The sequence below is a fragment of the Streptomyces sp. CA-249302 genome (assembly GCF_050936785.1).
In the GTDB taxonomy this organism is placed as follows: Bacteria; Actinomycetota; Actinomycetes; order Streptomycetales; family Streptomycetaceae; genus Streptomyces.
The window spans coordinates 10,903,724-10,927,606 of record NZ_JBNJMG010000001.1; the positions used below are offsets into that span (position 1 = coordinate 10,903,724).

The 23,883-nt window shown below is 70.2% G+C and carries 26 protein-coding genes and 3 pseudogenes; 14 read left to right on the top strand and 15 right to left on the bottom strand.

Going from position 1 to position 23,883, the window contains the following annotated elements; translation table 11 throughout:
- Nucleotides 1–41: 41 nt before the first annotated feature.
- The 5 genes from ACQEWB_RS49325 to ACQEWB_RS49345 form a co-directional block, all read right to left on the bottom strand.
- Nucleotides 42–1,055, bottom strand: coding sequence for an oligopeptide/dipeptide ABC transporter ATP-binding protein (locus tag ACQEWB_RS49325; protein ID WP_432843442.1), 1,014 nt, complete (start codon nt 1,053–1,055; stop codon nt 42–44).
- The gene (locus tag ACQEWB_RS49330; RefSeq protein ID WP_432843444.1) at nt 1,048–3,039 is read right to left on the bottom strand and encodes a dipeptide/oligopeptide/nickel ABC transporter permease/ATP-binding protein; all 1,992 of its coding nucleotides are present in this window, start codon (nt 3,037–3,039) and stop codon (nt 1,048–1,050) included. The genes ACQEWB_RS49325 and ACQEWB_RS49330 overlap by 8 nt, the downstream gene beginning before the upstream one ends.
- A complete protein-coding gene (locus ACQEWB_RS49335) occupies nt 3,036–3,974 on the bottom strand; it encodes an ABC transporter permease (protein WP_432843446.1) in 939 nt (312 codons plus the stop codon). Before ACQEWB_RS49335 ends, ACQEWB_RS49330 begins: the two co-directional genes overlap by 4 nt.
- Nucleotides 3,975–4,039: 65 nt before the next feature.
- Entirely contained in the window at nt 4,040–5,653 is a 1,614-nt protein-coding gene (locus ACQEWB_RS49340) for an ABC transporter substrate-binding protein (RefSeq protein ID WP_432843448.1), read from the bottom strand.
- A gap of 571 nt (nt 5,654–6,224) precedes the next feature.
- Nucleotides 6,225–7,007 (bottom strand): IclR family transcriptional regulator, encoded by a 783-nt coding sequence (locus ACQEWB_RS49345; RefSeq protein WP_432843450.1) that lies wholly within the window; start codon nt 7,005–7,007, stop codon nt 6,225–6,227.
- Between the two features lie 180 nt (nt 7,008–7,187).
- Between ACQEWB_RS49345 and ACQEWB_RS49350 the strand changes: the two genes are divergently transcribed.
- From ACQEWB_RS49350 to ACQEWB_RS49375, 6 genes are all read left to right on the top strand, one after another.
- Complete coding sequence (locus ACQEWB_RS49350) at nt 7,188–8,054, top strand: alpha/beta hydrolase (RefSeq protein ID WP_432843452.1); 867 nt, start codon at nt 7,188–7,190, stop codon at nt 8,052–8,054.
- A 319-nt stretch (nt 8,055–8,373) separates the two neighbouring features.
- The gene (locus ACQEWB_RS49355; protein ID WP_432843454.1) at nt 8,374–8,949 is read left to right on the top strand and encodes a carboxymuconolactone decarboxylase family protein; all 576 of its coding nucleotides are present in this window, start codon (nt 8,374–8,376) and stop codon (nt 8,947–8,949) included.
- Nucleotides 8,949–9,881: an aldo/keto reductase gene (locus ACQEWB_RS49360; RefSeq protein ID WP_432843456.1), complete on the top strand. Its 933-nt coding sequence runs from the start codon at nt 8,949–8,951 to the stop codon at nt 9,879–9,881. Before ACQEWB_RS49355 ends, ACQEWB_RS49360 begins: the two co-directional genes overlap by 1 nt.
- A complete protein-coding gene (locus ACQEWB_RS49365) occupies nt 9,860–11,362 on the top strand; it encodes a DHA2 family efflux MFS transporter permease subunit (protein ID WP_432843458.1) in 1,503 nt (500 codons plus the stop codon). Before ACQEWB_RS49360 ends, ACQEWB_RS49365 begins: the two co-directional genes overlap by 22 nt.
- 109 nt (nt 11,363–11,471) lie before the next feature.
- A complete protein-coding gene (locus tag ACQEWB_RS49370) occupies nt 11,472–12,110 on the top strand; it encodes a sugar kinase (protein ID WP_432843460.1) in 639 nt (212 codons plus the stop codon).
- The gene (locus tag ACQEWB_RS49375) at nt 12,065–12,388 is read left to right on the top strand and encodes a PfkB family carbohydrate kinase (RefSeq protein WP_432843462.1); all 324 of its coding nucleotides are present in this window, start codon (nt 12,065–12,067) and stop codon (nt 12,386–12,388) included. The genes ACQEWB_RS49370 and ACQEWB_RS49375 overlap by 46 nt, the downstream gene beginning before the upstream one ends.
- A gap of 4 nt (nt 12,389–12,392) precedes the next feature.
- On the opposite strand, the pseudogene ACQEWB_RS49380 reads toward ACQEWB_RS49375, so the two are convergent.
- The 3 genes and pseudogenes from ACQEWB_RS49380 to ACQEWB_RS49390 all read right to left on the bottom strand — a co-directional run.
- Nucleotides 12,393–12,923: pseudogene (locus ACQEWB_RS49380) on the bottom strand (NADH-quinone oxidoreductase subunit C); the annotation flags it as partial.
- Between the two features lie 21 nt (nt 12,924–12,944).
- Nucleotides 12,945–13,091: a hypothetical protein gene (locus tag ACQEWB_RS49385; RefSeq protein ID WP_432843464.1), complete on the bottom strand. Its 147-nt coding sequence runs from the start codon at nt 13,089–13,091 to the stop codon at nt 12,945–12,947.
- 289 nt (nt 13,092–13,380) lie between these two features.
- Nucleotides 13,381–13,731, bottom strand: coding sequence for an ArsR/SmtB family transcription factor (locus ACQEWB_RS49390; protein WP_432843466.1), 351 nt, complete (start codon nt 13,729–13,731; stop codon nt 13,381–13,383).
- A 416-nt stretch (nt 13,732–14,147) separates the two neighbouring features.
- Here ACQEWB_RS49390 and ACQEWB_RS49395 point away from each other — a divergent pair, with 416 nt between their 5' ends.
- Nucleotides 14,148–14,369, top strand: coding sequence for a hypothetical protein (locus ACQEWB_RS49395; protein WP_432843468.1), 222 nt, complete (start codon nt 14,148–14,150; stop codon nt 14,367–14,369).
- 88 nt (nt 14,370–14,457) lie between these two features.
- Nucleotides 14,458–14,577 (top strand): annotated as a pseudogene (locus ACQEWB_RS49400) (2-phosphosulfolactate phosphatase); the annotation flags it as partial.
- A 122-nt stretch (nt 14,578–14,699) separates the two neighbouring features.
- Here ACQEWB_RS49400 and ACQEWB_RS49405 read toward each other — a convergent pair.
- The 6 genes from ACQEWB_RS49405 to ACQEWB_RS49430 are packed head-to-tail and all read right to left on the bottom strand — an operon-like array spanning nt 14,700 to nt 18,349.
- Nucleotides 14,700–15,053 (bottom strand): zinc ribbon domain-containing protein YjdM, encoded by a 354-nt coding sequence (locus ACQEWB_RS49405; protein WP_432843470.1) that lies wholly within the window; start codon nt 15,051–15,053, stop codon nt 14,700–14,702.
- A gap of 59 nt (nt 15,054–15,112) precedes the next feature.
- Complete coding sequence (locus tag ACQEWB_RS49410; RefSeq protein WP_432843472.1) at nt 15,113–15,505, bottom strand: anti-sigma factor antagonist; 393 nt, start codon at nt 15,503–15,505, stop codon at nt 15,113–15,115.
- A gap of 49 nt (nt 15,506–15,554) precedes the next feature.
- Nucleotides 15,555–15,980 (bottom strand): ATP-binding protein, encoded by a 426-nt coding sequence (locus tag ACQEWB_RS49415; RefSeq protein WP_432843474.1) that lies wholly within the window; start codon nt 15,978–15,980, stop codon nt 15,555–15,557.
- Entirely contained in the window at nt 15,980–16,246 is a 267-nt protein-coding gene (locus tag ACQEWB_RS49420; protein ID WP_432843476.1) for a hypothetical protein, read from the bottom strand. The genes ACQEWB_RS49415 and ACQEWB_RS49420 overlap by 1 nt, the downstream gene beginning before the upstream one ends.
- 52 nt (nt 16,247–16,298) lie before the next feature.
- Nucleotides 16,299–18,011 carry a SulP family inorganic anion transporter gene (locus ACQEWB_RS49425; protein ID WP_432843478.1) on the bottom strand — a complete coding sequence of 571 codons (1,713 nt, stop codon included), beginning with the start codon at nt 18,009–18,011 and terminating at the stop codon, nt 16,299–16,301.
- On the bottom strand, nt 18,008–18,349 hold the full coding sequence (locus ACQEWB_RS49430; protein ID WP_432843480.1) for an ArsR/SmtB family transcription factor: 342 nt from the start codon (nt 18,347–18,349) through the stop codon (nt 18,008–18,010). Before ACQEWB_RS49430 ends, ACQEWB_RS49425 begins: the two co-directional genes overlap by 4 nt.
- A 276-nt stretch (nt 18,350–18,625) precedes the next feature.
- Between ACQEWB_RS49430 and ACQEWB_RS49435 the strand changes: the two genes are divergently transcribed.
- The 4 genes and pseudogenes from ACQEWB_RS49435 to ACQEWB_RS49450 all read left to right on the top strand — a co-directional run bounded on the left by ACQEWB_RS49435 (nt 18,626) and on the right by ACQEWB_RS49450 (nt 22,754).
- Entirely contained in the window at nt 18,626–18,823 is a 198-nt protein-coding gene (locus ACQEWB_RS49435; RefSeq protein WP_432843482.1) for a hypothetical protein, read from the top strand.
- Between the two features lie 76 nt (nt 18,824–18,899).
- Nucleotides 18,900–20,315 (top strand): annotated as a pseudogene (locus tag ACQEWB_RS49440) (IS701 family transposase).
- A gap of 394 nt (nt 20,316–20,709) precedes the next feature.
- The gene (locus tag ACQEWB_RS49445) at nt 20,710–22,371 is read left to right on the top strand and encodes a hypothetical protein (protein WP_432843484.1); all 1,662 of its coding nucleotides are present in this window, start codon (nt 20,710–20,712) and stop codon (nt 22,369–22,371) included.
- 2 nt (nt 22,372–22,373) lie between these two features.
- Nucleotides 22,374–22,754 carry a DUF5955 family protein gene (locus ACQEWB_RS49450; protein ID WP_432843486.1) on the top strand — a complete coding sequence of 127 codons (381 nt, stop codon included), beginning with the start codon at nt 22,374–22,376 and terminating at the stop codon, nt 22,752–22,754.
- Between the two features lie 221 nt (nt 22,755–22,975).
- Here ACQEWB_RS49450 and ACQEWB_RS49455 read toward each other — a convergent pair whose 3' ends face one another.
- Nucleotides 22,976–23,110 (bottom strand): hypothetical protein, encoded by a 135-nt coding sequence (locus tag ACQEWB_RS49455; RefSeq protein ID WP_432843488.1) that lies wholly within the window; start codon nt 23,108–23,110, stop codon nt 22,976–22,978.
- A 186-nt stretch (nt 23,111–23,296) separates the two neighbouring features.
- Between ACQEWB_RS49455 and ACQEWB_RS49460 the strand changes: the two genes are divergently transcribed.
- A complete protein-coding gene (locus tag ACQEWB_RS49460) occupies nt 23,297–23,461 on the top strand; it encodes a hypothetical protein (RefSeq protein WP_432843490.1) in 165 nt (54 codons plus the stop codon).
- The gene (locus tag ACQEWB_RS49465) at nt 23,458–23,820 is read left to right on the top strand and encodes a hypothetical protein (RefSeq protein ID WP_432843492.1); all 363 of its coding nucleotides are present in this window, start codon (nt 23,458–23,460) and stop codon (nt 23,818–23,820) included. The genes ACQEWB_RS49460 and ACQEWB_RS49465 overlap by 4 nt, the downstream gene beginning before the upstream one ends.
- Nucleotides 23,821–23,883 lie beyond the last annotated feature (63 nt).

The window sequence follows — 23,883 nt, forward strand, 5'->3', positions numbered from 1 at the left end:
GTGAGGTGGGGGTGGCGGAGGAGCCGGGGCCGGCGGGGCGGTCAGGAGGCTCCGGCCGATGTCTGCAGGGGCACCGCGGTGCCGGCGGCGATCTCGTCGCGGCGGTGGCAGGCGACGGCGACCCCGTCGTGGTCCACGAGGTCGGGCTGGTCGGTCCAGCACTTCTCCTGCGCGAACGGGCAGCGGGTGGCGAAGGCGCAGCCGGTGCTGACGCGCCCGGTGGCGGGGGTGGCCGTGCCGGCGAGCCGCCGCTCGGCCTGGCGGCGCCGCTGGACGACCGGGTCGGGAACCGGGGCGGCGGCCAGCAGGGCCTGGGCGTAGGGGTGGGAGGGATGGTCGGCGACGAGGCTCGCCGGGCCGCGCTCGACGACCCGGCCGGCGTACAGGACGACGATGGTGTCGCTGAGATAGCGCACCACGGACAGGTCGTGGGAGATGAAGAGGTAGCTCAGGCCGCGGGTCTGCTTGAGGCGGGCCAGTAGGTTGAGGACCTGGGCCTGTACGGACAGGTCGAGGGCGCTGACCGCTTCGTCGCATACGATGAAGTCGGGTTCCATGACCAACGCCCGTGCGATGGCGATGCGTTGGCGTTGTCCGCCGGAGAAGGCGGCCGGGTAGCGGTGGGCGGCGCCGGGCGGCAGGCCGACGTCGTCCAGGGCGCGCAGGACGCGTTCGTGGATCTTCTCCTGGGGCAGGCCCAGGTTGTGGCGCAGGGCTTCGGCGAGGGTGTCGCCGACCGTGTGCGCGGGGTTCATGGACCCGTAGGGGTCCTGGAAGACCACCTGCATACGGCGGGCCAGGAGCCGGCGGTCCGCGCGGGTGCTGTGCGTGATGTCGTCGCCGTCGAACTCGACGCTGCCGCCGGTCGCCGGGACGAGGCCCAGTACGGCGGAGCCGATGGTCGACTTGCCGGAGCCGGACTCGCCGACCAGGCCTACGGTCTCGCCGCGGCCCACGGTCAGGTCCACGCCGCGGACGGCGTTGACGTCGCCGCCGCGCCGCCGGGAGCGGCGGTAGGTGACTTCCAGTCCGCGCACCCGAAGAAGCTCACTCATGCGCCTCTCCTCCGATCAGTTCGAGCGGCCGTATGCACCGCGTCGACCGCTCCAGCTCGACCAGATGGGAGATGACGACGGGCTTCTCCTTGCAGGCGTCGGTCACCCGTGGGCAGCGGTTCTGGAAGTGGCAGCCGACGGGCCACTGGGTCGGGGGCGGCACCGCGCCCTCGACGGCGGGCAGCGGCTGGCCCGGCAGGGCGTGGTGGGGGTCGGAGGCGAGCAGGCCCGCCGTGTAGGGGTGCGCGGGCGTGGTGACCAGGTCGGTGACCTCCGCCTCCTCTACGACCTCGCCGGCGTACATCACCACGGCCCGGTCGCACAGGTCGGCCAGCACGCCCCAGTCGTGGGTGATGAGGATGATGGAGGTGCCGCCCGCCTGCAGGTCGCGCAGCAGGTCGAGGATCTCCGCCTGTACGGTCACGTCGAGGGCGGTGGTCGGCTCGTCGGCGATCACCAGCGCGGGGTCGCCCGCCAACGCGGCGGCGATGCCGACCCGTTGGGCCATGCCGCCCGAGAGCTGGTGCGGGTAACTGCCCGCGACCCGGGCCGGGTCGGGCAGCCGTACCTTCGCGAAGAGCTCCAGGGTGCGCCGCCTGGCCTCCTTGCGGGAGCAGCCGGTGTGCAGACGCACGGCCTCCGCGACCTGGGCGCCGGCCGTGAAGGACGGGTCGAGGCTGGAGATGGGGTCCTGGGAGATCCATCCGATACGGCGGCCCCGTACGCGGCGCATCGCGGCGGCGTCGGCGCGGGCGAGGTCGGCGCCCTCGAAGAGGATGGTGCCGGAGGAGATCTCGCCGCCCGCGGGCAGCATCCCCAGCAGGGAGGTGGCGGTGACGGTCTTGCCGCAGCCGGTCTCGCCCACGATGCCGAGCACTTCACCGGACCGTAGGTCGAACGACACGTCCCGGATCACCTCGGTGGGCGTGCCCTCGATGCGCAGGGACACCGTCAGGCCGCGCACCGACAGCAGTGCGTCGGGGTCGGGCTCCTCGATCTCCCTCGGGGTGTCCGGGACTTCGGCCTGCACCGGCTCGGACGTCGCTCCGCGCGGGCGGCCCATGCGGCGGGACGGCGGCTTGTCGGCCGGGGGTGAGTAGCGTTCGGCGAGGGTGTCGCGCAGGCCGTCGCTGAGCAGGCCGAGCGCCAGGATGAAGCTGATGATCATGAAGCCGGAGGGGACCAGGAGCCACGGGTCGGTGCCGATGTTCTTGGACGCCTCGGCGATCATGCTGCCCCAGCTGGCCTCGGTGGTGCCCAGGCCCAGGAAGCCGAGCCCGGTCTCCAGGAGAACGGCGTAGGCGCCGAACACCGAGGCCTGGACGAGGACGACGCCGGTGACACGGGGCAGGACGTGCCTGCGGATGATGACCCGGTCACGGATGCCGCCCGCCACCGCCGCCCGGACGTACAGCTCCTCCTTAACACCGAGCGTCGCGGAGCGGACCACGCGGGCGAGGAGGGGCGCGCCGAGCAGGCCGTTGGCGGCCATGGCCGCGCTCTCGTTGTTGGTGAAGACCGACAGGACCACCAGCAGGACGATGATGACGGGGACGGCGGAGATCAGGTCGGCGGTTTTGAGGACGAGCCGGTCGAACCAGCCGCCCTTGTAGCCCGCGATCATTCCGGCCGGGACTCCGAGGGGCAGATACACGGCCAGGGTGATCAGGACACCGAGCAGGGTGATCTGCCCGCCGTGCATCAGGCGGCTGAGCACGTCACGGCCGAGCTCACCCGTGCCCAGCAGGTGGGCGCCGCTGGGGCCCTGGAGAGCGGCGGTCAGGTCCTGCTCGTCGGGGGCATACGGGGCCAGCGGGCCCGCCAGCCCCGTGACCAGGACGATGAGGAGCAGGTAGCCGCCGGAGGCGGCCGCGGCGGGCTTGCGCAGCAGCCGGGCGATGAAACCGCGCCGCGCAGCACGTGGCGACCGGTCTCCACGTCCGGTCGCGGACGCCGTCTTGGGGTCGGTGGCCGGCGCCTTCATGTCCGCACCTTCGGATTGAGCATCGCGTACACCACTTCGATCAGGAGGTTGATCAGCATCACGGTGACCGTGAAGACGAGGGCGACGCCCTGGACCGTCGGGATGTCCTGCGTCTGCGCGGCGGTGACGGCCAGGCCGCCGAGGCCCGGCATGACGAACAGGGTCTCGGCGAGCACGGTGCCGCCGAACAGGGTCACCACGACCACGCCCAGGACGGTGACGATGGGCGCCGCGGCGTTGCGCAGTACGTGCCGGAAGATCACCGAGCGCTCGGGGATGCCCCGGGCGCGCAGCACCCGGACGTAGTCGCGGTTGAGCTGGGTCAGCACACCGTCCCTGGTCTGCTTGGCCACCGGCGCGGTGGCGGGCACCCCGAGGGTGAGGACGGGCAGGACCAGCGACTCGAACCACTGCACGGGGGAGTCCGTGAACGGCACGTAGCCCGAGACGGGGAAGAGCGGCAGCTGCACGGCGAACGCGGTCATCAGGACCAGTCCGAACCAGAAGTTCGGCACCGCGAGGCCGACCAGCGCGATGCCGTCCACGGCGCGCCCGAGCCAGCCGCCCTTGAGTGCGCTGAGGACACCGAGGGCGACTCCGGCGACCGCGGCGACCAGAATCGCGCCGCCGATCAGCGACAGGGTGGTGCCCAGGCGTGAGGTGAGCTGGTCGCTCACCGGAACCCCGGAGGTGATGGAGTCGCCGAGGTCGCCGTGCAGGGCGGCGGTCAGCCAGTCCCAGTAGCGCACCGGCAGCGAATGGTCGAGGCCGAGCTGGGTGTCCAGTGCCTTCACCTGGGCGGGACTGGCGTTCGCGCCGAGGATCGTCCGGCCGGGGTCGCCCGGGACCAGGCTGGTCAGGACGAAGGTCAGAACGGTCACGCCGAACACCACGGGGATCGCGCCGACGAGCCAGCGGAAGAGGATCCTGTGCATCTCACCTCACTCCTTTCTCGAGCCGGGCGGCCCCCGTGGTCAGGTACGGCGGCCGCCCGGAGCACTTACTTGGTGGCGTAGATGGCGAGCGGGCTGACGAAGGGAGCGCCCGCGCTGACCTTCACACCGCCGATGCCGGGACGGACGTAGTAGTTGACCGGGGTGAAGGCGACTGGGGCGTACCAGGCGTTCTTCACCAGGTACTCCTGCATCTGCTGGTCGAGCTCGGCGCGCTCGGCGGGCTCGGCGGCGGCGGCCTTGTTGAACAGCGAGGTCAGTTCGGGAGCGCTGCTGCCAAAGCCGTTGAAGACCTTCGAGCCGGGCATGAACAGGTCCAGGCCCTCCAGGTACATCGGCTCCTCGGTGAACCCGCCGGAGACGGCCGGGTACTTCTTGTTGGTCTGGTTCTCCACGAACGAGGTGATGCTGGTGACCGCGGTGACCTTCACCTTGATGCCGACCTTGGACAGCTGGCCGGCGATCGCCTGCGCCATGGTGTCGAAGCCGACGAAGGTGGCGGCGAGGACGGGCAGCGTGAAGCCGTCCGGGTAGCCGGCCTCCTTGAGCAGCTGCTTGGCCTTCGCGGGATCGTAGGGGTATTCCTTCGCCAGCTCGTCCGAGTAGCCGTCGCCGCCCTTGATCACGGTCTGCACGGTCGGCGTTCCGCTGGAGCCCAGCAGGGCCTTGGTGACCGCTTCCCGGTCGATCGCGTAGTTGATCGCCTGCCGGACCCGGACGTCGCCGAGCGGCTTGGAGACCTCGCCCTTGCGGTCGATCAGGCTCAGGCCCTGGAGGATCACCGGGAGGCCCACGGTCGACATACCGGCGGACTTGGCGGAGGAGGCGGAGGTGTAGTCGCCCTTGTAGACGTCGATCTGGCCGGTCTTCATGGCGTTGACCGCGGTCTGGCCGTTCTGCACGATTCGGATCACGATCTTCTTGTAGTGCTGCTTGGACTTGTCGTAGTAGTCCGGGTTGGCCGTGTAGGTGTAGTGGTCGCCGGCCACGCTGTCCGAGGGCTGGTAGATGTACGGCCCCGCGCCTTGGCTGGTCTTGGTCGGTGTCAGGCTCTTCGCGTCGGCCAGGCCCTTGGCGCTGATGATCTGGCCGATGCCGTACGACTGAGTCAACAGCGTGGGCAGGATCGGGTTGGCCTTGGCCAGCTTGATGGTCAGGGCCAGGGGGCCGGTGGCGGTGATGGTCGCGTCGGTGAGGTAGTGGGCCTGGTTGCCCTGCGCCTTCTTGGCGTACTCCAGCGAGGCCTTCACCGCGTCGGCGGTCACCGCCGTCCCGTCGCTGAACTTCACGCCCGGGCGCAGGGTGATGGACAGCTCCGTGTTGCCGGAGCCGACGTACTTCCAGGACTTCGCCAGAGCCGGCTCGACCTTGCCCTCGGGGGAGAGGTAGAACAGTGATTCGTACGACAGCATCGTGAAGTCGACGGAGCCGAGGTCGGCGGTGCCCGGGTTGAGGGCGGTCGGGGCCTGCTGCTCGGCGACGGTCAGGGTGTCGCCGGGCACCGCCTTGCCGGTGTCCTTGGCGCCGGTGGCGGCGTTCTTGCTGCCACCGCAGGCGGTCAGGGTGAGGGAGAGCGCGGCGCACACGGCGATGAGGCCGGTGCGGGCGGTGCGGTGTGCTCTCGGGGTGAGCCGGCGAGCGGGGGAGTCGAAGCGGTGCATGTCTTCTCCTAGCGCCACGGGAGGTCCGCCACGGCGACAGGGGCCGGAAGGGCGGGGAGCTGGATGTGATGGGAATTTCTGCACGTGCCGGGCGCGGACGATGGGATCGCCGAGCCCGGGTGGCGCCCGCAAAGGGTCCACCCGCGCATGTTCACGGGGTTGCGAGCCAGCCGGCGGAGGGCCGGGTAGGTGCGGAGGGTCGGGTGCGTCGCAGGGGACCGCTGTGCGGCGACGGCCGGAAACGGGCCGTACGAGGCAAGCGGTCTTCGGGGATGAGCGGCGACGAACCGGAGGTGCTCCCGCTGCTCGCGAGGATCAGGCTCAGGTACTGAGGTGGTGCCGGTTCACCGGGGGCTGGCCGGTGAAGCGGAGCCTGGGCGCCTTTCGGCCGCGGCGCGGACGAGACGCGATCGGCCCAGTGGTGTAACCCTGCTGAAACGACGCCCTGCTGTCCAGCATCCGTGCAAGGGGAATTGGGCGCCGGGCGCGAAAGATAAGTGTGCGGATCATGCTCTGGCATACGAATCGGACGTCATCGTAGAGGCGTGTGCGGTGTGCGTGCCGGTCGGCCTCAGCCCAGCAGGCCGTGCAGTCCCTCGGCCGTCGTGCGTACGGCGTCGGCCCAGCCCAGCAGGGCCTCTCGCGTCTCCAGGAAGGTGATCGTCGAGACGTTCACCGCGCCGATGACCGCGCCCTTGGCGTCTCGTACCGGTACGGCGAGGCAGCGCACGCCGGGTTCGTTCTCCTCGTCGTCCAGGGCGAAACCCCGCTCGCGCACGTTGGCGAGATCCGCGTGCAGGGCTGCGAGTTCGGTGAGTGAGTTCTCCGTGCGGGCCGGCAGTCCCAGCCGTCCCACCAGGGCGGTGAGCTCCTCGTCGGCCAGGCCGGCCAACACGCACTTGCCGATCGCGGTCGTGTGCAGCGGCAGCTGCATGCCCACTCGGGAGGAGTCCTGTACGGCGTTGGGGCCCGACACTTTGACCAGCAGGGTGACGACGTCGCCGGTCCGTACGCCCATGTGCACGGTGTGCCCGATGCGGCGGCTGAGTACCTCCAGCTCGGCGCGCATCACCTGGTCCTCCTCGCAGCCCTGGGTGATCCGGGCGGCGAGCGCGCGGACCCGTGGTCCGGGGCCGTAGCCGCCCTGTCCGTCCGAGGCCAGGAAACCGGTCGCCACCAGGTTGGTCATGATGCGGTGCGCGCTGGCCTTGGGCACTCCGGCGGCCGCCGCGATGTCGCCCAGGCGGTGCGGGTAGCCAGGCGTCGAGGCGGCCTCCAGCAGGTTCAGCGCCTTGTCGGTGGCGTTGCCCGCGAGCGAACTGCGTCCCCCGCGCCCGCCCGTCTGTGAGTCCACTGAAGTTTCGATCCCGGCCATTGACAGGCTCCCGTCGCGCGGTTTCACTGATGAACGTTCCACAAGAGAATACATCGTTTCGCGTAACGGAACGCCCGGGTTGGTGGGTCGGAGGGCTGCCGCACCTGCCTCGGAGGACCCGGGAACCGCACCACAAGCTTCCCCGAGAGGACAAGCCCCGTGCCCGAGAAGGTTCACAAGGTACGCACGACCCCCGAGCAGATGGCAGAGATCGAGCAGCAGTGGATCGACGAGGTCCAGGAGGACCAGGAACTCACCACCTTCGGCCTCTACCCCCAGCCCTCCCGGGGTGAGGCGGACGCCCGGGGCAGCTACCAGCTCTATCTTCCGCCGCAGTACGAGGCCGAACCCGAACGGCGCTTCCCCGTCATCTACTGGCTGCACGGCGGGTTCGGCAATGCCCGCCAGGGTTCGGAAATGGTTGCGCGGATCGACAAGGCCGTCCGCGGCGAGGTCATGCCGCCGACGATCGTCGTCGTCCCGCAGATCCTGCCGATCGGCTGGTACGTCGACTCCAAGGACGGTGCCCGCCCGCTCGCCCAGATCACGGCCTTCGACCTGGTCCAGCACATGGACTCCACCTACCGCACGATCCCCGAGGCGGCCGCCCGCACGGTCGAGGGTTTCTCCATGGGCGGCTTCGGGGCCCTGCACCTCGGCCTGAAGTACCCGAAGGTCTTCGGGAAGTGCTCGGCGGTCGCCCCCGCGATCCTGCGCAACCTCAAGGACGAACCCGAGGACCGGGTCAACAACACCTACTTCGGCGACCAGGAGTACTACGACCTCTGCCACCCCTGGAGCCTGGTCCTCGCCAACGCCCCCGAACTGCGCCGCACCAGCCAGGTCCGCCTGCTGTCCGGCCGGCTCGACACCCGCCTCGCGCCCACCATCCGCGACCTCGACGCCCGCTTCACCGACCTCGAAGTACCGCACGACTTCTTCGAGTTCCCGGACGCCGACCACGAGTACCCGGACATCATGGACGGCTACGGCGACAAGTACTACGCGTGGTGGCGCACCGCCTGACGCTCCGCGTTCACCCCTTCCTCCAGCGGGTTGAGCATCCCGTCCGGGATGTTCCCCGCGCCGAGTCACCGCATCGCCCCCATCCCCGCCCGGGCGCCGACATGCCACCCCCTCGGCCCGCCGGTGCGGTCGCCCGTGCCCGGGGCGCCTCCCACCACCGTCCCGACCGCGGGGCCGCCCGCCCGTCGAGCGCGCTCCGAGGTCATGGACGGGCCGCCCTGGGCGCGGGCCCATCCGACGGACTCCCACCCTCGTCCCCCGTGGGCGCGGACATCGACTCGGCGATCCGATCTCTCCCCCCTCGAAAGGCAGCAAGACCATGAGACTGACCCCGCTGACCAGCCTCACCCCCGAGCAGACCGAACTCCTCGAAACCATCGTCGGCCCCGGAGTCGAACCACCGCCGCCCTTCATCGCCTGGGCGCGCAACATGGAACTGGCCCACTGGGTGGAGAACCTCGGCCGATACTGCCGCAACGAGTCGAGGTTCCCGCAGAAGCTGCGCGAGCTGAGCGTGCTGATCGCCGGACGCCACTTCGACAGCCAGGCCGCCTGGAACGCCCATATCCAGCAGGCCGTCGAGGAGGGCATTCCGGCCGAGTGCCTCGACCGCCTCGCACGCGGCGAGGACCCCGGATTCAAGGCCGAGGACGAGCGCGTGTTCCACGCCTTCGCCCACGAGATGCTCTACGACCACTTCGTCACCGACGCCACCTACGCTCAGGCGATGGAGCTGTTCGGTGAGGACGGCGTGCTGGACCTGATCGGCTGCATCGGCAGTTTCAGCATGTCCGCGATGATGCTCAATACCTTCCAGATCCCGCTGCGGCCGCACCTGCCGCGCCCCTTCGCCGACGTCGACGGCTTCCGGCGGGTCTCCGGAGGCGACGCCTGATGCCGCACTCCCCCCTGCAACTGCTGGACGGACTCCTCGACGAGGACGGCATGGAGAGCGCCGCGCACCGGTTCGTCCTCGGCGGCCCCTTCGGAGCGGAACCCGCCGAGGCCACCGCCGAGCGGCTCGCCCACTTCGCCGACGCCGGTGGCCTCCTCGTCGAGACCTCCCACAGCTACGCCGGAGGCAAGGCCGAGGCCGCGGTCGGCCAGTGGCTGCGCGCGAACCCCGGCACGCTCGGCGTGGCCACCAAGGTCGGCCACGACACGACCGGCGGCGACATCCCCCTCGATCGCGACACCGTCTTCGAGCACGTGCGGTCCGCGGCGGACAACCTCGGTGTCGAGGAGCTCGACGTCCTGCTGTACCACTGCGACGACCCCACCCGATCCGTCGCCGAACTCGCCGACACCCTCGTGGCCCTGGTGGACGCCGGACACGTCCGCCGCGTCGGCGTCTCCAACTGGCGCCCCGAACGGTTGGCGCAGCTCGCCGCCGAACTCGGCGGGCGCGGCCACACCCCCGTCGCCAGCTACCAGTTCAGCCTCGCCGAGCCCGACCCGGCACTGCTGGAAGGCAGCCTGCACGCCGACAAGGCCGTACTCGACGTTGTACGCACCCACCGACTGCCCCTGCTGGGCTGGTCCTCGCAGGCCCGCGGCTACTTCGCACGCAACGCCCCGAAGGAGCACCACGGCAAGCCGGACCCTTACGACACCGAGGACAACCGCGCCCGACGGCTGCGCTGCCGGGAACTCGCCGATCAGCTCGACTCCCGGCCCGAGACCGTCGCTGTGGCCTGGACGCTCCACCATCCCGGTGTTTGGCCGTCCATTGGCCCCAGGACGACCGCCCAGATCGACAGCTCCCTGCACGCCCGCCGCCTCACGCTGACCGAGGAGCAGGTTCGATGGCTCCGGGACGGCCGGTGAGGGCCGAGCACGCGACCAGCCCCGTCCTCGCGCCGCGACTCGGTCACTGGGTCTCCGCGAAGATCGCCGTCTGCGGGGTGTTCGTCGCCGCGAACTTCATGGCGATCATGGACACCACGATCGTCAACGTCTCCCTTCCGGCCATCGGCCGCGACTTCGGTGTGGACCCTTCCGGTCTCAGCTCCGTCAACGTGGGCTATCTGGTGGCCCTTGCCGTCTTCATCCCCGTCTCGGGCTGGCTCGGCAACCGCTTCGGTACCCGGCGTACCGCACTGACCGCCCTCCTGCTGTTCACCGGGGCCTCCGGGCTGTGTGCCACCGCCGGCACGATCGAGGCGCTCACCGCCTACCGTGTCCTGCAGGGCGTCGGGGGCGGCCTGCTCGCCCCCGTCGGGATGACGATGATGCTGCGGGCGTTTCCCGTGGCCGAGCGGCTGCGCGCACAGCAGTACGTCATGCTGCCGACCGCCGTCGCACCCGCCCTCGGACCCGTGCTGGGGGGCTGGCTGGTGGACGCCGCGTCCTGGCACTGGGTGTTCCTCGTCAACCTGCCCGTAGGCGTGCTCGCCCTGCTCTTCGGGCTGGGCACCCTGCCCGACTTCCCCGGACCGGGCTCACCCCGCTTCGACGTGCCGGGCTTCGTCCTCGCCGGCGGCGGACTGGCGGCGGTCCTGTACGCCCTCACCACGGCCCCGGACCGTGGCTGGGGGAGCGGGGCGGTCCTCGGTCCGCTGGCCGGCGGGGTCGTGTTCCTCACCGTGCTGGTGCCGTGGGAGCTGCGTGCCCGACACCCCATGATCGATCTACGGGTGGTGGAGGACCAGCTGTTCCGCACCACGCAGCTGGTCCTACTGCCCACCGGGGCCGCGTTCATGGGCGTTCTGTACCTGTACCCCCAGTTCCTGCATACAGTTCGTGGCTATGACGCGCTCCACTCGGGAATGGCCACCTCCCCCGAGGCGCTGGGCATGCTGACCGCCTCCCAGATCGTGCCCCGCCTCCACGACCGGGTCGGCCCCCGCCGCCTGATGGTCGCAGGCGGAGCCGGAGCCGCGCTGATCATCGTCGGACTGGCGGTCCTGACGGCCGGCTCGCATCCGCTCGCCCTGTACCCGGCGATGTACCTGCTCGGCATGTCCGTGGGCCTGCTGTTCGCCAGCGCCCAGAACGCGGCCTTCGTCACCATGCCGACCCCCCGCACGGCCGACGCCACCACCCTCCTCAACATGCAACGGCAGACCGCGGGCGCCTTCGGAGTGGCCCTGGCCGGGACATTGGCGGCCTCACTCGCCGAACCGACCGGTGGCGACGGCGCCTTCCCGTACCGTGTCGCCTTTCCCGTCCTGGCGGCTCTGTGCGCGGGTGCTTCCCTGCTCGCACTCCGCGTCAGCGACCGACGCGTGCAGGAGGCTTACGCGAAGGCCGACGAGCCTGCCGACGACACCCCCGGCGCGCGATCGGAGCGCGCGGCGGGCCCGTGAAAACGCTCCACCCCCTGCATCCCGCGCGCCGCAGCGCGCCGAGACCGGATCTGAGGCCATGACACACGAACATACGGTCCCTGCCGTTGTCCTCGCCCTGGGTGAACCCATGGTGGAGTTCAACGCGGATGTGGACGGGGCGTTGGAGGATGCCGCGTCCTTCGCGGTCGGCTACGGCGGTGACACCTCCAACTTCCTTGTTGCCGCGGCGCGTTCGGGTGCCCGTGCCGGCTACGTGACCAGGATCGGTGATGATGCCTTCGGTCGCGTTCTCACCCGGCTGTGGGAGCGGGAGGGCGTCGACACGACTCACGTGGTGCGTGAGCCAGGTGGGCGTACGGGTGTCTATTTCATTGCCCGCGGTCCGGCCGGGCACGGGTTCACGTACTACCGGGCGGGTTCGCCGGCGAGTCGGCTGAGTCCTGCGGATGTGCCCGAGCAGGCTGTGGCTCAGGCGCGGTTGCTGCATGTCACGGGTATCACGCAGGCCATCGGTGCGTCGGCGTGCGATGCGGCCTTGCATGCGATGGCGGTGGCCCGTGCGCAAGGGACGCTGGTGAGTTACGACCCCAATTACCGGTCTGCGTTGTGGACGCAGGAGCAGGCGCGTGCGGTGATCTTGCGCAGTCTGGAGCTGTGTGACATCGCGCTGCCCAATATGGAGGAGGGGCGGATGCTGACGGGGAGCAGTCCCCGGAGGCGGTGCTGCGGGCGTTGTGCGCCCGGGGCCCGAAGGTGGTGGTGCTGAAACTGGGGGAGCAGGGCGCCTTGTTGGCCGATGGCGGCGAGGTGACGCGTATCCCGGCGCAGCGGGTCACGGCTGTGGATGCGTCCGGGGCGGGGGACACCTTCGACGGGGCGTTCGCCGCGTGTCTGGTCGAGGGGGCCTCGCCGGTGGAGGCGGCGCGGTACGCGGCGGTGGCCGCGGCCCTGACTACCACCGGCCACGGCGCGGTCCGTCCCATCCCCGAACGCCCGGCGATACTCAAGCACTTGACCACCACGCAGTTCCAGAAGAGCCGCTGACGCGTCACGAGCAGCGTCGTGTACGTCCCCGACACCACGTACCCTCGGGCGGGACATCGGTGCCGGTGGCCTCCTCGACGGCCAGGCAGTAGGCGAAGGCGTGGCCGACGGCGGTGTCGCCACTGATGCGCTCGGCCAGTGGGAGGCCGGCCGCCGTCGAGCGGTTCTGGAAGAGCTTCTCGATGCCCTTGTGGGCGAACCACAGGCGGACCTTGAGTTTGAGGATGGTCACGCCGACCACGGAGAAGCGGAAGTGGCCGGGTTCGATCAGGCCGGCGTGCACCGGGCCGACCGGGATCTCGTAGACGCCGTAGCCCTCCACCTCCAGGAAGGGGTACGGCCCCTCCTGCTCGCCGAAGGCGGGTGGTGATCCGGCATCGGGGTGCATCGGGTACCAGCCGCGCGGCCAGTGGAAATGCCGTACCAGGCGGCGGGGGAGCGGGTGATCCAGGGGCACGATGCCGAACAGGTCACGCATCTCGCGCTCGAACCGGCCCGCCGGGAAGGAGAGGTGGGCGAGGGAGGGCACCTCGGGGTGGTCGGGGTGGAGACGGACCTAGAGTTCGGTGCGGCTGTCGGGCGGGCCGGAGGTGAACAGGTACACCACGCGCGGGCCGCTCTCGTCGAGGTGGGCGGTGACCAGAGCGAGCCGGTGGCCCTGGGTGAGCAGTTCCTCGGCGTGCTGGGGCAGTCCGGCGTCCACGCACCGCACCTGCACCGACCCGCCCAGCTCCCGCGCCTTCGCCCTCCGGGCGCGGCGGAGGGGGCTCGGCCACCATCCCGATGGTGCGGATCTTGCGCAACAGGCCCATGAACCCTCCCTGCGACGGTGAGGACCGTTCGTGGGGGACCAACCGGCCGTCCCACGAAAGGAGTTACGGCGCTTTTCCGATGTTTGGCCCTGCTTCACCTTCAGGTGGAGAGGGCCGCCGCCCCGCACCACGGAGCGCTGTCGAACTCCGTTGGGAGAGGCCGCCGATCGAGGGCCGCCGTCACGACGGCGGTTTCGCCTCCCGCTGTGCTGCCTGCAGGTCGGCCAGCAGTTCGGCCTGCCCGGTCAGGACGCCGGACAGGATGGTCCGGGCGACTCGCAGCAGCTCGGCCACATGCGGGCTGGTCAGCGAGTAGTAGACGGTCGAGCCCTCCTTGCGGGTCACGACCAGGTTCGCCCGGCGCAGCACCGCCAGTTGCTGGGACAGGTGTGCAGGCTCGATGCCGACCTCGGGGAGCATCTCGGCGACCGCGTGCTCGCGATCGCTGAGCAGTTCCAGTACGCGGATACGGGCCGGGTGGCCGAGGGTCTTGAAGAACTCGGCCTTCAGTTGGTACAGCGGCGTACTCATCGCGTGGTCCTCTCTCCCTCCCAGGAGCAGAGCCCCGCCGGCCGGCCCTTGGTACATCGCGTCCACCCACTCGTCACAGACATGCGGCCCATCCTCGCCCGCGGTGCTCGTCGGACCCACACGGGGATCGAGCCGTCGGATCCAGGAATGATGAGCTCAGTAATTGCTAACATTAGCAACTTCATACGTGAGGTGAGAGTCCTGGTGAGAACCGCTCCTCTGGGCGGCGCAGCCGCCCTGTGGTTCACGCGCCCGGGCGCCATCCTCACATCCACCGCACCACCGCTGTCCGCGAGGAGGGCATCGGCCCGCAGTGTGGTGGTGCCCGCATGCTCGGGCCGTCCGTGAGCGGACGGGCAGCCTGTTCCGCGTCGGAAACCGGTGGCGGGTGACCCAGCTGGGGAATGAGTGGTGTGATGGGTGACTGGGCTGCGCAGTGCGGCAGCGGCGTCCGGTTCGAGTGGGGGCCGGGCGGAGCGCGGCGCCTTACCGCCCGGGCCGCCTGTCCGGTCGTGGTCGACGTGCTGTCGTTCACCACCGCGGTGAGGGTGGTGGACGCCTGCCTGCGCAACGTCACCGCCGTCGGCGGCTGGCTCACCCCCAGCCGTATGGCACGCCCGAGCGCCCCGTCGCGGTGATCGCCGCTGGCGGCCGTGGCTGGACGGCGGCCTGCGTCCCGGGCTGGAGGACCTGCTCGGTGCCGGAGCGCTGGTCTGCGATCTGGCTTTGCAGGGTGCGGGTCCGTTGTCGGCGGAGGCCGCCGCCGTCAAGGCGGGCTACGAGGGCACCGGCGACGTCTCTCACGCGGTCGCCACCAGTGCCTCCGGGCGGGAGCTGGCCGCGATGGGGTCCGTCGAGGACGTGGCGATCGCCGCCGAGGAGGACACCTGCGCCGTCGTACCGCTGAGGGACGGCGACGGCGCCGTCGCCCCGGCGCGAGCAACCGGTCCGGCCTCCCACCCCGCGGGTCAGACCTTCTTGACGACGCTGGATTTGAGCTGCATCGCACCGAACCCGTCGACCTTGCAGTCGATGTCGTGGCCGTCCACCCCGTCGACGAGACGGATGTTGCGCACCTTGGTCCCCGCCTTGATTCCGCTCGGGCTGCCCTTGACCTTCAGCGTCTTGACCACGGTCACCGTGTCCCCGTCGGCGAGGACATTGCCGACGGAGTCCCTGATGACCTTGTCCTCGCCGCTGCCTTCGGCTGTGGCCGATGGCGACCATTCGTGTCCGCACTCCGGGCAGACCAGCAGCGCGCCCATCTCGTAGGTGTAGACGCCGGAACACTTGGGGCAGGAGGGAAGGGATTCTTCACTCATCACATGTCACTTTCTCGTGCGGGCGAGCCGATTCCCGGTCGGGAGGACCAAGATGTAGGTCAGGCGGGCCAGCCGTCGGTACGCCACTCCTGCTGGCCCTCGCCGCCCGGACCGAATCCGGTGTGGGCGGCGAGCGCGGCGGCCAGGTCGGAGTGGACGGGGATGTCCGGGCCCTCGCCCGCCGGGACGAGGGAGCCTTCGGCGGGGATGGCGGCAAGCTCCAGACCCCGCCCCGCTTCGGCCAGCCGGCGGGCGGCGTCGGTGATGGCCAGCTGGCCCTCCGCCGACCAACTGCGCAGCCCCGTCAGGTCGACGATGACCGGTCCGGTGCCGCGGGCGACCACCCAGCCGACCGCGCCGCTGAAGCGGTGGACCGCCTGCGGGCCCAGATAGCCCGCGATGGACAGGACGCCCAGGTCCTGCTCGATGGTGTAGCGCCACTCGATGGTCATGTCGTGTACTTCCTTGCGCGGTTTTCCGGCTTGGGGGTCTGCTCTCCGGTCAGAGGGGCAGTGTGATCCATATGCTCTTTCCCTGGCCGTCGGCGTCGGGGCGGACGACCGCGGTGCCGCTCAGGCCGAGGGTGAGCTCCATGACGATGGCCAGGCCGCTCGTGCCGGCGTCGGTCAGCGCGCCGTACAGCGCAGGCTGATACGGGTGCCGGTCGTGCACGGCGAACGCCAGACAACCCTCGCCCGCTGCGTAGATCACCGTGAGCTGCGGGGAGAGGACAGCGGCATGGCGGACGCTGTTGGTCACCAGCTCGCCGAGGATCAACAGGGCCGGGTCCACCGCGGGGTGGCGCAGGCCGATGCCCCACTCGACCAGGGCCTGCTCGGCGCTCACGCGGGCGGTGCGGACCGCGGCTGGTTCGGTGGGCAGGGTGAGCACGTGCCGGTGTGGCAGGGTTTCCAGCTGCGAGGACATCAGCTCTCCGGGCCTTGGGTGAAGCGGAAACCGGTGACCGTCTGCGGATGAATTCGCGTGATCGTGTCGTGCGGGCCGTGCGTCCACCCGGCGAGCGTGCGTCGGTGGTGCGCGACCTCGTTCGGGTCGGTGAGCACGTCGGCGGGGCCGGTGGTCGTCACCGTCCAGCCCGTGCCCGTCGCGGCGCCGATCTCGTCCACCTGGGGCAGCAAGCTCGGGCGGCTGGTGTACGTGCAGCGGGATGCCGCCACGCCTCCAGCAGCCACAGGGCCTCCGCGCCGGAGACCTCGACCATGCGCAAGCTCGCCGGGGCAGTGCTCATCGGACCGTTTCCTCGCTGGTGACGTGGTTCTTCTGTACGGAAACGGTGGGCAGGATGCCGGCCACTTCCAGGTGGTCGCGCGCGGCCTTGATCGCCTCGGGTGTGGTGGCGTACTCCCGGCCCTCCAGACGGAGCAGGCCCAGGGCGCCGACCGAGTCCAGGACGCGGCGCTGGCCGGGGCGTATGCCCGACGTCATCACGGCGATGCCGCGCCGGTTCAGCTTCTCCACCACGTCCTTCAGCACCAGGGCACCCGTGGCGTCCATCGTCGAGACGCGCGACATGCGCAGGATCACCACGCGTACGTCGGCGACCTCGGTCAGCTCCAGCAGGAAGCGGTGGGCGGCGGCGAAGAACAGTGGGCCGTCGATGCGGTACGCGACGATGTGCTCGGCCAGCAGCGCATGCTCCTCCACGCTGTGGTCGCCCCGGTCGAGCGGCACCTGGTCGAAACGGGCCTGCTTGGCGACCGCGCGCAGGGCGAGGGCGCCTGCGACGACGAGGCCGATGATGACGGCGTACACGAGGTCGAGGGCGAGGGTGGCCATCGCGGTCAGTACGAGGATGACCGCGTCCGAGCGGGTCGCCCGGGCCATCGCCTTCAGCGAGCCGACCTCGACCATGCGGATCGCCGTCGCGAGCAGGACGCCGGCGAGGGCTGCGAGGGGGATCTTGGAGACCAGGGGGGCCGCCGCGAACACGATCAGGGCGAGGATCGCGGCGTGGGTGAGGGCGGCGAGGCGGGAGCCCGCCCCGGAACGGACGTTGACCGCAGTGCGGGCGATCGCGCCGGTGGCTGGCACGCCGCCGAACAGTGGGGCGGCGATGTTCGCCAGGCCCTGCCCGAGCAACTCCCGGTCGGGGTCGTGCTTCTGACCGACCGTCATACCGTCGGCGACGGACGCCGAAAGCAGCGACTCAAGCGCGCCCAGCGCCGCCACCGCCACCGCCGAAGGCAACAGCGAGCTCAGCGCGCCGAGGTCGAGGAAGGCGAGGGAGGGAGCGGGCAGCCCGGGCGGCAGCGCGCCGATCGGCTTCGCCGCGTCCAGGTCCGCGACCTGCGCCACCACGGTCGCGGCGATCACCGCGAGGATCGAGAAGGGCACGGTGGGCCGCCACCGGGCACCGGACAGCATGACCACGGCTACCGCGACCGCCAGCCCGATGGCGGTCCAGTTCGGGTGCCGGGCGAACTCCGCCAGCGCCTGTCCGGCGGCCACCACGGTGTTCTCGGCTTCCGGCTTGGCCACGCCCAGCGCGTTCGGCACCTGCTGCAACCCGATCACGCAGGCGATCCCGAGCGTGAAGCCCTCGACGACCGGCGCCGGCACGTACTGCATGTACTTTCCGGCTCGCGCCACCGCCAGGGCGACGATCATCAGCCCGGCCAGCAGTCCGACGGTGAGCACACCCGTCGGGCCGTACTTGGCGGCGATCGGCACCAGCACCACGGTCATCGCCCCGGTCGGCCCGGACACCTGAAGGTTCGAGCCGCCGAAGACCGCGGCGAGTGCACCCGCGACGACGGCGGTGGCCAGGCCCGCCGCCGCGCCCAGACCGGAGGAGACACCGAAGCCGAGCGCGAGCGGCAGCGCGACGACGGCTACCGTCAGGCCGGCGAGCAGGTCGCGGCGGGGATCGCGACGCATCTGCGCCAGGTCGTCACGGTGGGGGAGAAGCTCGGTGATCCGTGCGAGGGCCGTCGTCATCGCGCGGCGACCCCGGCTTCCTCCAGCTCGGCCAGCAGGTCCTTCTGCCCGGCCAGCATCTCGGTCAGGATCCGGCGCGCCGCCCTCATCAGGTCCGCGACATCCCCACCGGCCAGCGCGTAGACGACCGTCGAGCCCTCCCGGGCCGAGCCGACGATGCCGGAGCGGCGCAACACCGCGAGCTGCTGCGACAGGCTCGACGGCTCCACGTCGATGGCGGCCAGCAGCTCCCGTACAGGCTTCGGACCGTCCTGCAGCAGTTCCAGCACCCGGATGCGGACCGGATGCCCCAGCATCCGGAAGAACTCGGCCTTGGCCTGATACAGCGGAACGGACACGACCCCTCGGCTTCCCCTACACGCCCCACCGGGGGGCCGACACGAAAGGCTGTGCCCACGGCTACCTGCGAACACAGCCAACAAAGCATCTAACCAATTGCAAAATTTAGCAATTCCTACATCTAGTTTGCGATGATCTGCTCCATTTGCGATACTGTGCGCCGTCAGATGGCGGACGTGGTCGGCAATTCAACCGGTGGTAGAGACAAGCAACCCGGGTGAGCGGGATCTCGACCCGGGTGTCTGGCCGGACAGAGACGTCCGGGTGGTCGCAGCATGCCCGGCGCTGAGGGCGAGGGCCTCGTGCAGGACCCTGTCGAGCGGGTGGCCCCACGCGCCGAGGTGTTCCACCGCCTGGCTGCCGCTGCCGACCTTGCACTGGGGCAGTCCCAGCAACTGGGCCACCGCGGGGACGTCAACACCGTCCGCCGCCACCTGCGGCACCGATATACCGGACCCAAGTGCCTCGACTAGCGGTGGTTTGTTGACGGCGGATCGGGGCGTAAGTAGTCGGAAGTGAGAGTTCCAACTCGCCTTCGTGGAGCCTCAGATGACGAAGCGGATGCCATGCCCGCCCGCCCCCGGTCCGCTGGAAGCCTACGCCGCCCCCTTCGATGATCTCTTCGAGACCCTGGCGCAGCGGCGTGGGTTTCGCGAGTATCTGGCCGGGCTGCTGCTTCCACGGGACCGGAACAAGACGCTGACCTGCCTCGTCGGCACCGAGCCGGTGGTCGGTGCCCAGCATGCGGCGGTGCAGCGGCTGCAGTTCTTCCTCTCGGAGTCGACCTGGGACAACCACCAGGTCAACGGGCGCCGCCTGGAGCTGCTGCTGGCCGATCCGGCCACCGCGCCACACGGGAGCGGGGTGCTGGTGATCGATGATTCCGGGGACCGCAAGTCAGGGACGGCGACCGCGCACGTGGGCAAGCAGTACCTGGGCTCGGTCGGGAAGATCGACCGGGGTGTAGTCACCGTGACCACCTGCTGGGCGGACGAGCGCATCTATTACCCCGTGCACGCCCGCCCCTACACCCCGGCCCACCACTTCCCGCAGGAGAAGAAGGCCCCGGACTTCCAGTCCAAACTGCAGATCGCGGTGGCCCTGGCCGCTCAGACCAAGGCCGCCGGGCTCGTCTTCCGGGCGGTGGCCGCCGACTGCGCCTACGGCGACCACGACAGCTTCCGTGCCGGCCTGCACGCAGCCGGCCTGGCGTTCGTGATGGCCCTCAAACCCCGGCACGGCACCTGGTCCTACGGCACCGACGCCTACACCCCCGTCGACGCCGCTCACGCTCTGACCTGGACCGACGCAGACCACCCCGGGGACTGGACACGCATCGAGCGCACCTTCCGCGACGGACACACTGCCACCTGGTGGGCCGCTGAAGCCCGGCTCGGCTGATGGGGCCCGGACGGGAACGTCCGCCTGGTTGTGGCCACCACCGACCCGGCCACCCTGCCGGCGAAGGCGACCTGGTATCTGGCCACGGATCTGCCCCGACCCGGCTCCCCGCGCGTCGCCGACTCGCCCTACCTGCCCGCCGACCTCGCCGAGATCATGCGGATCTACGGGCTGCGGCACTGGGTCGAGCAGAGCTACAAGCAGGTCAAGGACGAACTCGGCTGGGCCGACTTCCAGGTCCGCTCCGACACCGCCATCCGCCGCCATCAGACCCTGGTCAACTGCGCATTCAGCTTCTGCTGGAACACCTGGTTCGCCCCACCGCCACCGGCGTCGGTCGACCCGACACCTGAACCTGACACGCCGTCAAGAGCGGCAGAGAGGGGGCGGGACAGAACATCATCCGCCCCAACTGCCCGGCTGGCCCCGCGCGATCCGGGCCGTCCGTGGCTGGCTGGTGCCCTGGAACATGCTGCAACGTTGCTGGCGAGCCTGGACAGCCCAGCCTCCACCCAGCGAACTCCAGGCCCTGATCGACGCCGTCGCCACCGGCAGACCTCTTGACCTCAACCGCCCCGATCCGCCGTCAACAAACCACCGCTAGGTGCCAAGTGCCGCCGTACGTACGCCACTTCGGCTACTTGCCGGAGTCTCGAAGAGCCTTCGTCTGACACGGATCGCGCACTCTGGCGCGCGCCCCGGCTGGTCGGGAAAATACTGGCCTGCGTCGGCGCGAGTCGGGGGAGGGCGTGTGGTACTACCGTCTTGGAAAGACCTGAAACCGGGGAGCCCACGTATCCGTCGCGACGCAGAGCCGGCCGACCCCGAACCGGAGGTTCCGGCGCCTGACGAGTCGGTGTGGCGGAGATCGTACGCCCATCGCGATGAGATACCGGACACCTCGGTCACCCGTCAGATCTGCGCATCGGTGCACGATCGGCCCCACCGTCTGAAGCAGATGAAGGCTCTGCTGGGCCGTATGGAGGACCAGGCGCGCGGGAGGCGGAGACAGCGGCGCATACCGCAGCTCGGCCCATACGCGGGGGAGTACCTGGCGCGGCTGGCTCTGCGCGAGGTGCTGTTCGCGGATAAGCGGCCGGTACCCTCGTTCGGCTTCCAGCTCGCGCCCGTGCTCAGCCATTGCGTCGCCGCGCGCAGGCAGTGGCGCCTGCGCGCGGCTCTGCTGGTCGTCGTGGTCGGCCTGACCGCGCTCCGGTATCCGTGGGGTGCCGGGATCCTCATCGCCGCGGCACTCCTGCACATGTCGCTTCGGGGCGGCAGGGTCGGACGCATCCTGCGGTGGGGGACGACGTCGTTCATCTCCTTCATCCTGCTCGGCCTCGCCGCCTTCGCCGTCTACCGCCTCGCGGGTACCTACGCTCCGGTGCTCCGTGAGGCTCTGCGGCAGGGTGCGCGGGAGGCCGTACTGCTGGCTCTGGCCGTCACCGCTGTGTACGTCCTGGACCGGTGGGTGGCCTGGGCCTATGTGCTCGCGGTGCGGCCGGGACGCCGGACGATCGGCGACCGGCCCCATGCCGCTCCGGTCTCGGCGAGGAAGACCGCCGCCATCAAGGTGACCGAGACCTGGCAGTCCGTCGCCTACACGAACTACGGCAGCGAGTACCGGTTCGTCGGTGCGGGCATCCCCTGGGACAAGACGTCGTCGCGCATCCGGCTCAAGGCGGCCGGCGGAGACGACGAGGACGACGGCAAGAACCAGGACCACGAAGAACTCGAAGGCCTCCGGGAGTTCGAGGCCGACGAGCTGATGGACGACGTACGGGACGAACTGGAGCGCCTTCGGGACGTCCTCGTGGAAACGCACTCGCTACCCAACTGCGATGTCTCCGAGATGCTCGGCGTGCCCGAAACGGAGTGGAAGAACCTGCCCGTCGGGCTGCAAAAGGTCTGGCCGGAGGCCGACGACATGGTCCGCGGCGCGAGGGGCGCACCGTCCAGCACGGCCACCCGGCGCTATCTCACCGCTCAGGTGATCAGCTGGGACGGGCAGATCGTGGTCACGATCTTCGCGCACGCGGCACTCGAAGGGCGCATGCTGCACTTCGTCACCCGACCGCACTACCTGACCCCGCTCCGCAAGGACACGGCGGTCGCGGCGCGCGGGGGCTGGGCCCTGGCCGGCGATCTGCTGCTTGTCCCGCTGCACGCCGTCGGGGACACGGTCGACCTGGCGATCCGGGCGTACGGGACGGTGCGGCGGAGCCTGCCGTTGGAGCGCACGGGCCGTGGGACGGTCGTCAACCAGGGCAGCGTGTCCGCTGGCACCGTCGGCGCTACCGGCGACGTCGACGACGAAGACGAGAAGAAGCCGGTCAGCCTGCGTGAGCACTGCCAGCGGACGAGCGTCGAGGACATGCACCAGTGGGAGGACGCGCTGCGTCACGCGCACACCCTCCAGGTCTGGATGTTCGCCAGGGTGCGGTACTTCCTCGACGAGCACGGCGCCGACCTCGTCGACTTCGACAAGCAGGTGTCGAACGTCTTCAACACGACCTACGTCACCGGGGACAACAACAAGGTGATGACCTCCGCGGCCGGCAGGGACAGCAAACAGACCGGGTCGCAGAAGGCGCCGGCGGAGCCGAAGGGCAAGGGGTGAACATGGCACAGCGACGACGACCACGAGACGACCGGGAACCGGGGGCGCGTGTCAGCAACCGAGTTGAGGTGCGGGGCAACCGCAACGAGGTGATGGGCGGTGCCGCGGGTCGCGACCTGACGCAGAACATGAGGTCCGGGCCCGCTCTTGAGGGGCTCCAGGAGCTCCGCGCCGCACTGGCCTCCCAGGCGGCGCAGGTCGCCGACATCGAACAGGCCAACGAGACGGTCGACGCGATCGAGGAGGAGCTGACCAGCGGTCAGCCGCGGCGCCCACGCCTGAACATGCTGCTGACGGGTCTGACGACCGCCGTCGGCGCGGCCACCGGTGTGCTCACCGTCGTCGACAAGATCCGGGCCACGGTGAACGCGCTGTTCACCTGACCTGCCACCCGCCGATCCGGCCAACCGCTCGGTAGGGTTGCGCCGTGGGAAACCAGCGCGAGCAGCCTCTGGGCGGAGACGGATTCGGGGACGACCTCTGGCTGTCGTTGATCGCCGAGCCCGCCGTCGAGCTCGGTGCGAACGGGCGGTCCACGGGCGTGGAGCTGGAACTGCCCGAGGACGAGACGGACCGGGTCTCGACACCGGCGCCACTCGAGTCCTCAGGCATCGGCATCGAGACCCACGACCTCACCGTAGACGAGCTGCTGTTCCGGCTGAGAGAGGACGATCGCCCCGGCGCCGGACTTCCAGCGCCGGGGCGGCGTCTGGAGCGACCTGCAGCAGAGCCGGCTCATCTAGTCGCTCCTTCTGGGCATCCCCGTCTCATCGTTCTTCATGGCCCAGCAGAAGGACGACACCTGGTCGGTCGTCGACGGCATCCAGCGGCTCACGGCGATTCGCCCGGTTCATGGCGCCAGGAGGCGGTGGACATGCGGCCGCTACGACTGAGTGGGCTCGACTACCTTCGAGGGTTCCACGGCATGGGCCACCAGCACCTCCCGGGACGGCTGCGCATCAGGCTGCGCGAGACCCGTCTCGCCGTGCACATCGTCCGGCACGGCACCCCCGAGGCCGTGAAGTTCAACGTCTTCTCGCGTATCAGTGCCGGTGGGCCGTCGCGCGGCAGGAGATCCGGCACGCCGTGATCCCCGGTCCCGCCCGGAACTTCCTTGCGGACCTCGCCGAGGACCCCGCCTTCGGCGACGCGACGGACTGGAGCGTGTCGAACGAACGGATGGCGGACCGGGAGATGGTCCTCCGCTTCCTGGCCTTCCGGCTCACCCCGCCCACCGAGTACGGCGGTCGGGACTTCGACCAGTTCCTTGCCGACGCCATGCACCGCGTCAATCGGCTGAGCGACGAGCAACGCGGATGGGAAGCACGGCAGTTCAGGGAGGCGATGAAGTGTTCGCGTGCCCTCTTTGGGGCGCAGGCCTTCCGGAAGTGGCACGGGCGGCGACAGCCTTACAAGTCCCATATCAACAAACCACCGCTAGTGCTCTGACCGGGAAGGTTCGCCGGGTTGGCCGTTGTGGCGGTTGGATGTGCGGTGATGTCCGTCCGACCG

Bases quoted from the DNA above. Each gene is read 5' to 3' on its own strand.
- ACQEWB_RS49445 (WP_432843484.1), top strand. From the start codon at position 20,710: ATGAAGGCTCTGCTGGGCCGTATGGAGGACCAGGCGCGCGGGAGGCGG.
- ACQEWB_RS49365 (WP_432843458.1), top strand. From the start codon at position 9,860: ATGGCTCCGGGACGGCCGGTGAGGGCCGAGCACGCGACCAGCCCCGTC.
- ACQEWB_RS49360 (WP_432843456.1), top strand. From the start codon at position 8,949: ATGCCGCACTCCCCCCTGCAACTGCTGGACGGACTCCTCGACGAGGAC.
- ACQEWB_RS49435 (WP_432843482.1), top strand. From the start codon at position 18,626: ATGCCCGGCGCTGAGGGCGAGGGCCTCGTGCAGGACCCTGTCGAGCGG.
- ACQEWB_RS49425 (WP_432843478.1), bottom strand. From the start codon at position 18,011: ATGACGACGGCCCTCGCACGGATCACCGAGCTTCTCCCCCACCGTGAC.
- ACQEWB_RS49415 (WP_432843474.1), bottom strand. From the start codon at position 15,980: ATGTCCTCGCAGCTGGAAACCCTGCCACACCGGCACGTGCTCACCCTG.
- ACQEWB_RS49405 (WP_432843470.1), bottom strand. From the start codon at position 15,053: ATGAGTGAAGAATCCCTTCCCTCCTGCCCCAAGTGTTCCGGCGTCTAC.
- ACQEWB_RS49335 (WP_432843446.1), bottom strand. From the start codon at position 3,974: ATGCACAGGATCCTCTTCCGCTGGCTCGTCGGCGCGATCCCCGTGGTG.
- ACQEWB_RS49325 (WP_432843442.1), bottom strand. From the start codon at position 1,055: ATGAGTGAGCTTCTTCGGGTGCGCGGACTGGAAGTCACCTACCGCCGC.
- ACQEWB_RS49395 (WP_432843468.1), top strand. From the start codon at position 14,148: ATGGGTGACTGGGCTGCGCAGTGCGGCAGCGGCGTCCGGTTCGAGTGG.
- ACQEWB_RS49450 (WP_432843486.1), top strand. From the start codon at position 22,374: ATGGCACAGCGACGACGACCACGAGACGACCGGGAACCGGGGGCGCGT.
- ACQEWB_RS49455 (WP_432843488.1), bottom strand. From the start codon at position 23,110: ATGAGCCGGCTCTGCTGCAGGTCGCTCCAGACGCCGCCCCGGCGCTGG.
- ACQEWB_RS49330 (WP_432843444.1), bottom strand. From the start codon at position 3,039: ATGAAGGCGCCGGCCACCGACCCCAAGACGGCGTCCGCGACCGGACGT.
- ACQEWB_RS49370 (WP_432843460.1), top strand. From the start codon at position 11,472: ATGGTGGAGTTCAACGCGGATGTGGACGGGGCGTTGGAGGATGCCGCG.
- ACQEWB_RS49460 (WP_432843490.1), top strand. From the start codon at position 23,297: ATGGGCCACCAGCACCTCCCGGGACGGCTGCGCATCAGGCTGCGCGAG.
- ACQEWB_RS49340 (WP_432843448.1), bottom strand. From the start codon at position 5,653: ATGCACCGCTTCGACTCCCCCGCTCGCCGGCTCACCCCGAGAGCACAC.
- ACQEWB_RS49410 (WP_432843472.1), bottom strand. From the start codon at position 15,505: ATGACCATCGAGTGGCGCTACACCATCGAGCAGGACCTGGGCGTCCTG.
- ACQEWB_RS49390 (WP_432843466.1), bottom strand. From the start codon at position 13,731: ATGAGTACGCCGCTGTACCAACTGAAGGCCGAGTTCTTCAAGACCCTC.
- ACQEWB_RS49355 (WP_432843454.1), top strand. From the start codon at position 8,374: ATGAGACTGACCCCGCTGACCAGCCTCACCCCCGAGCAGACCGAACTC.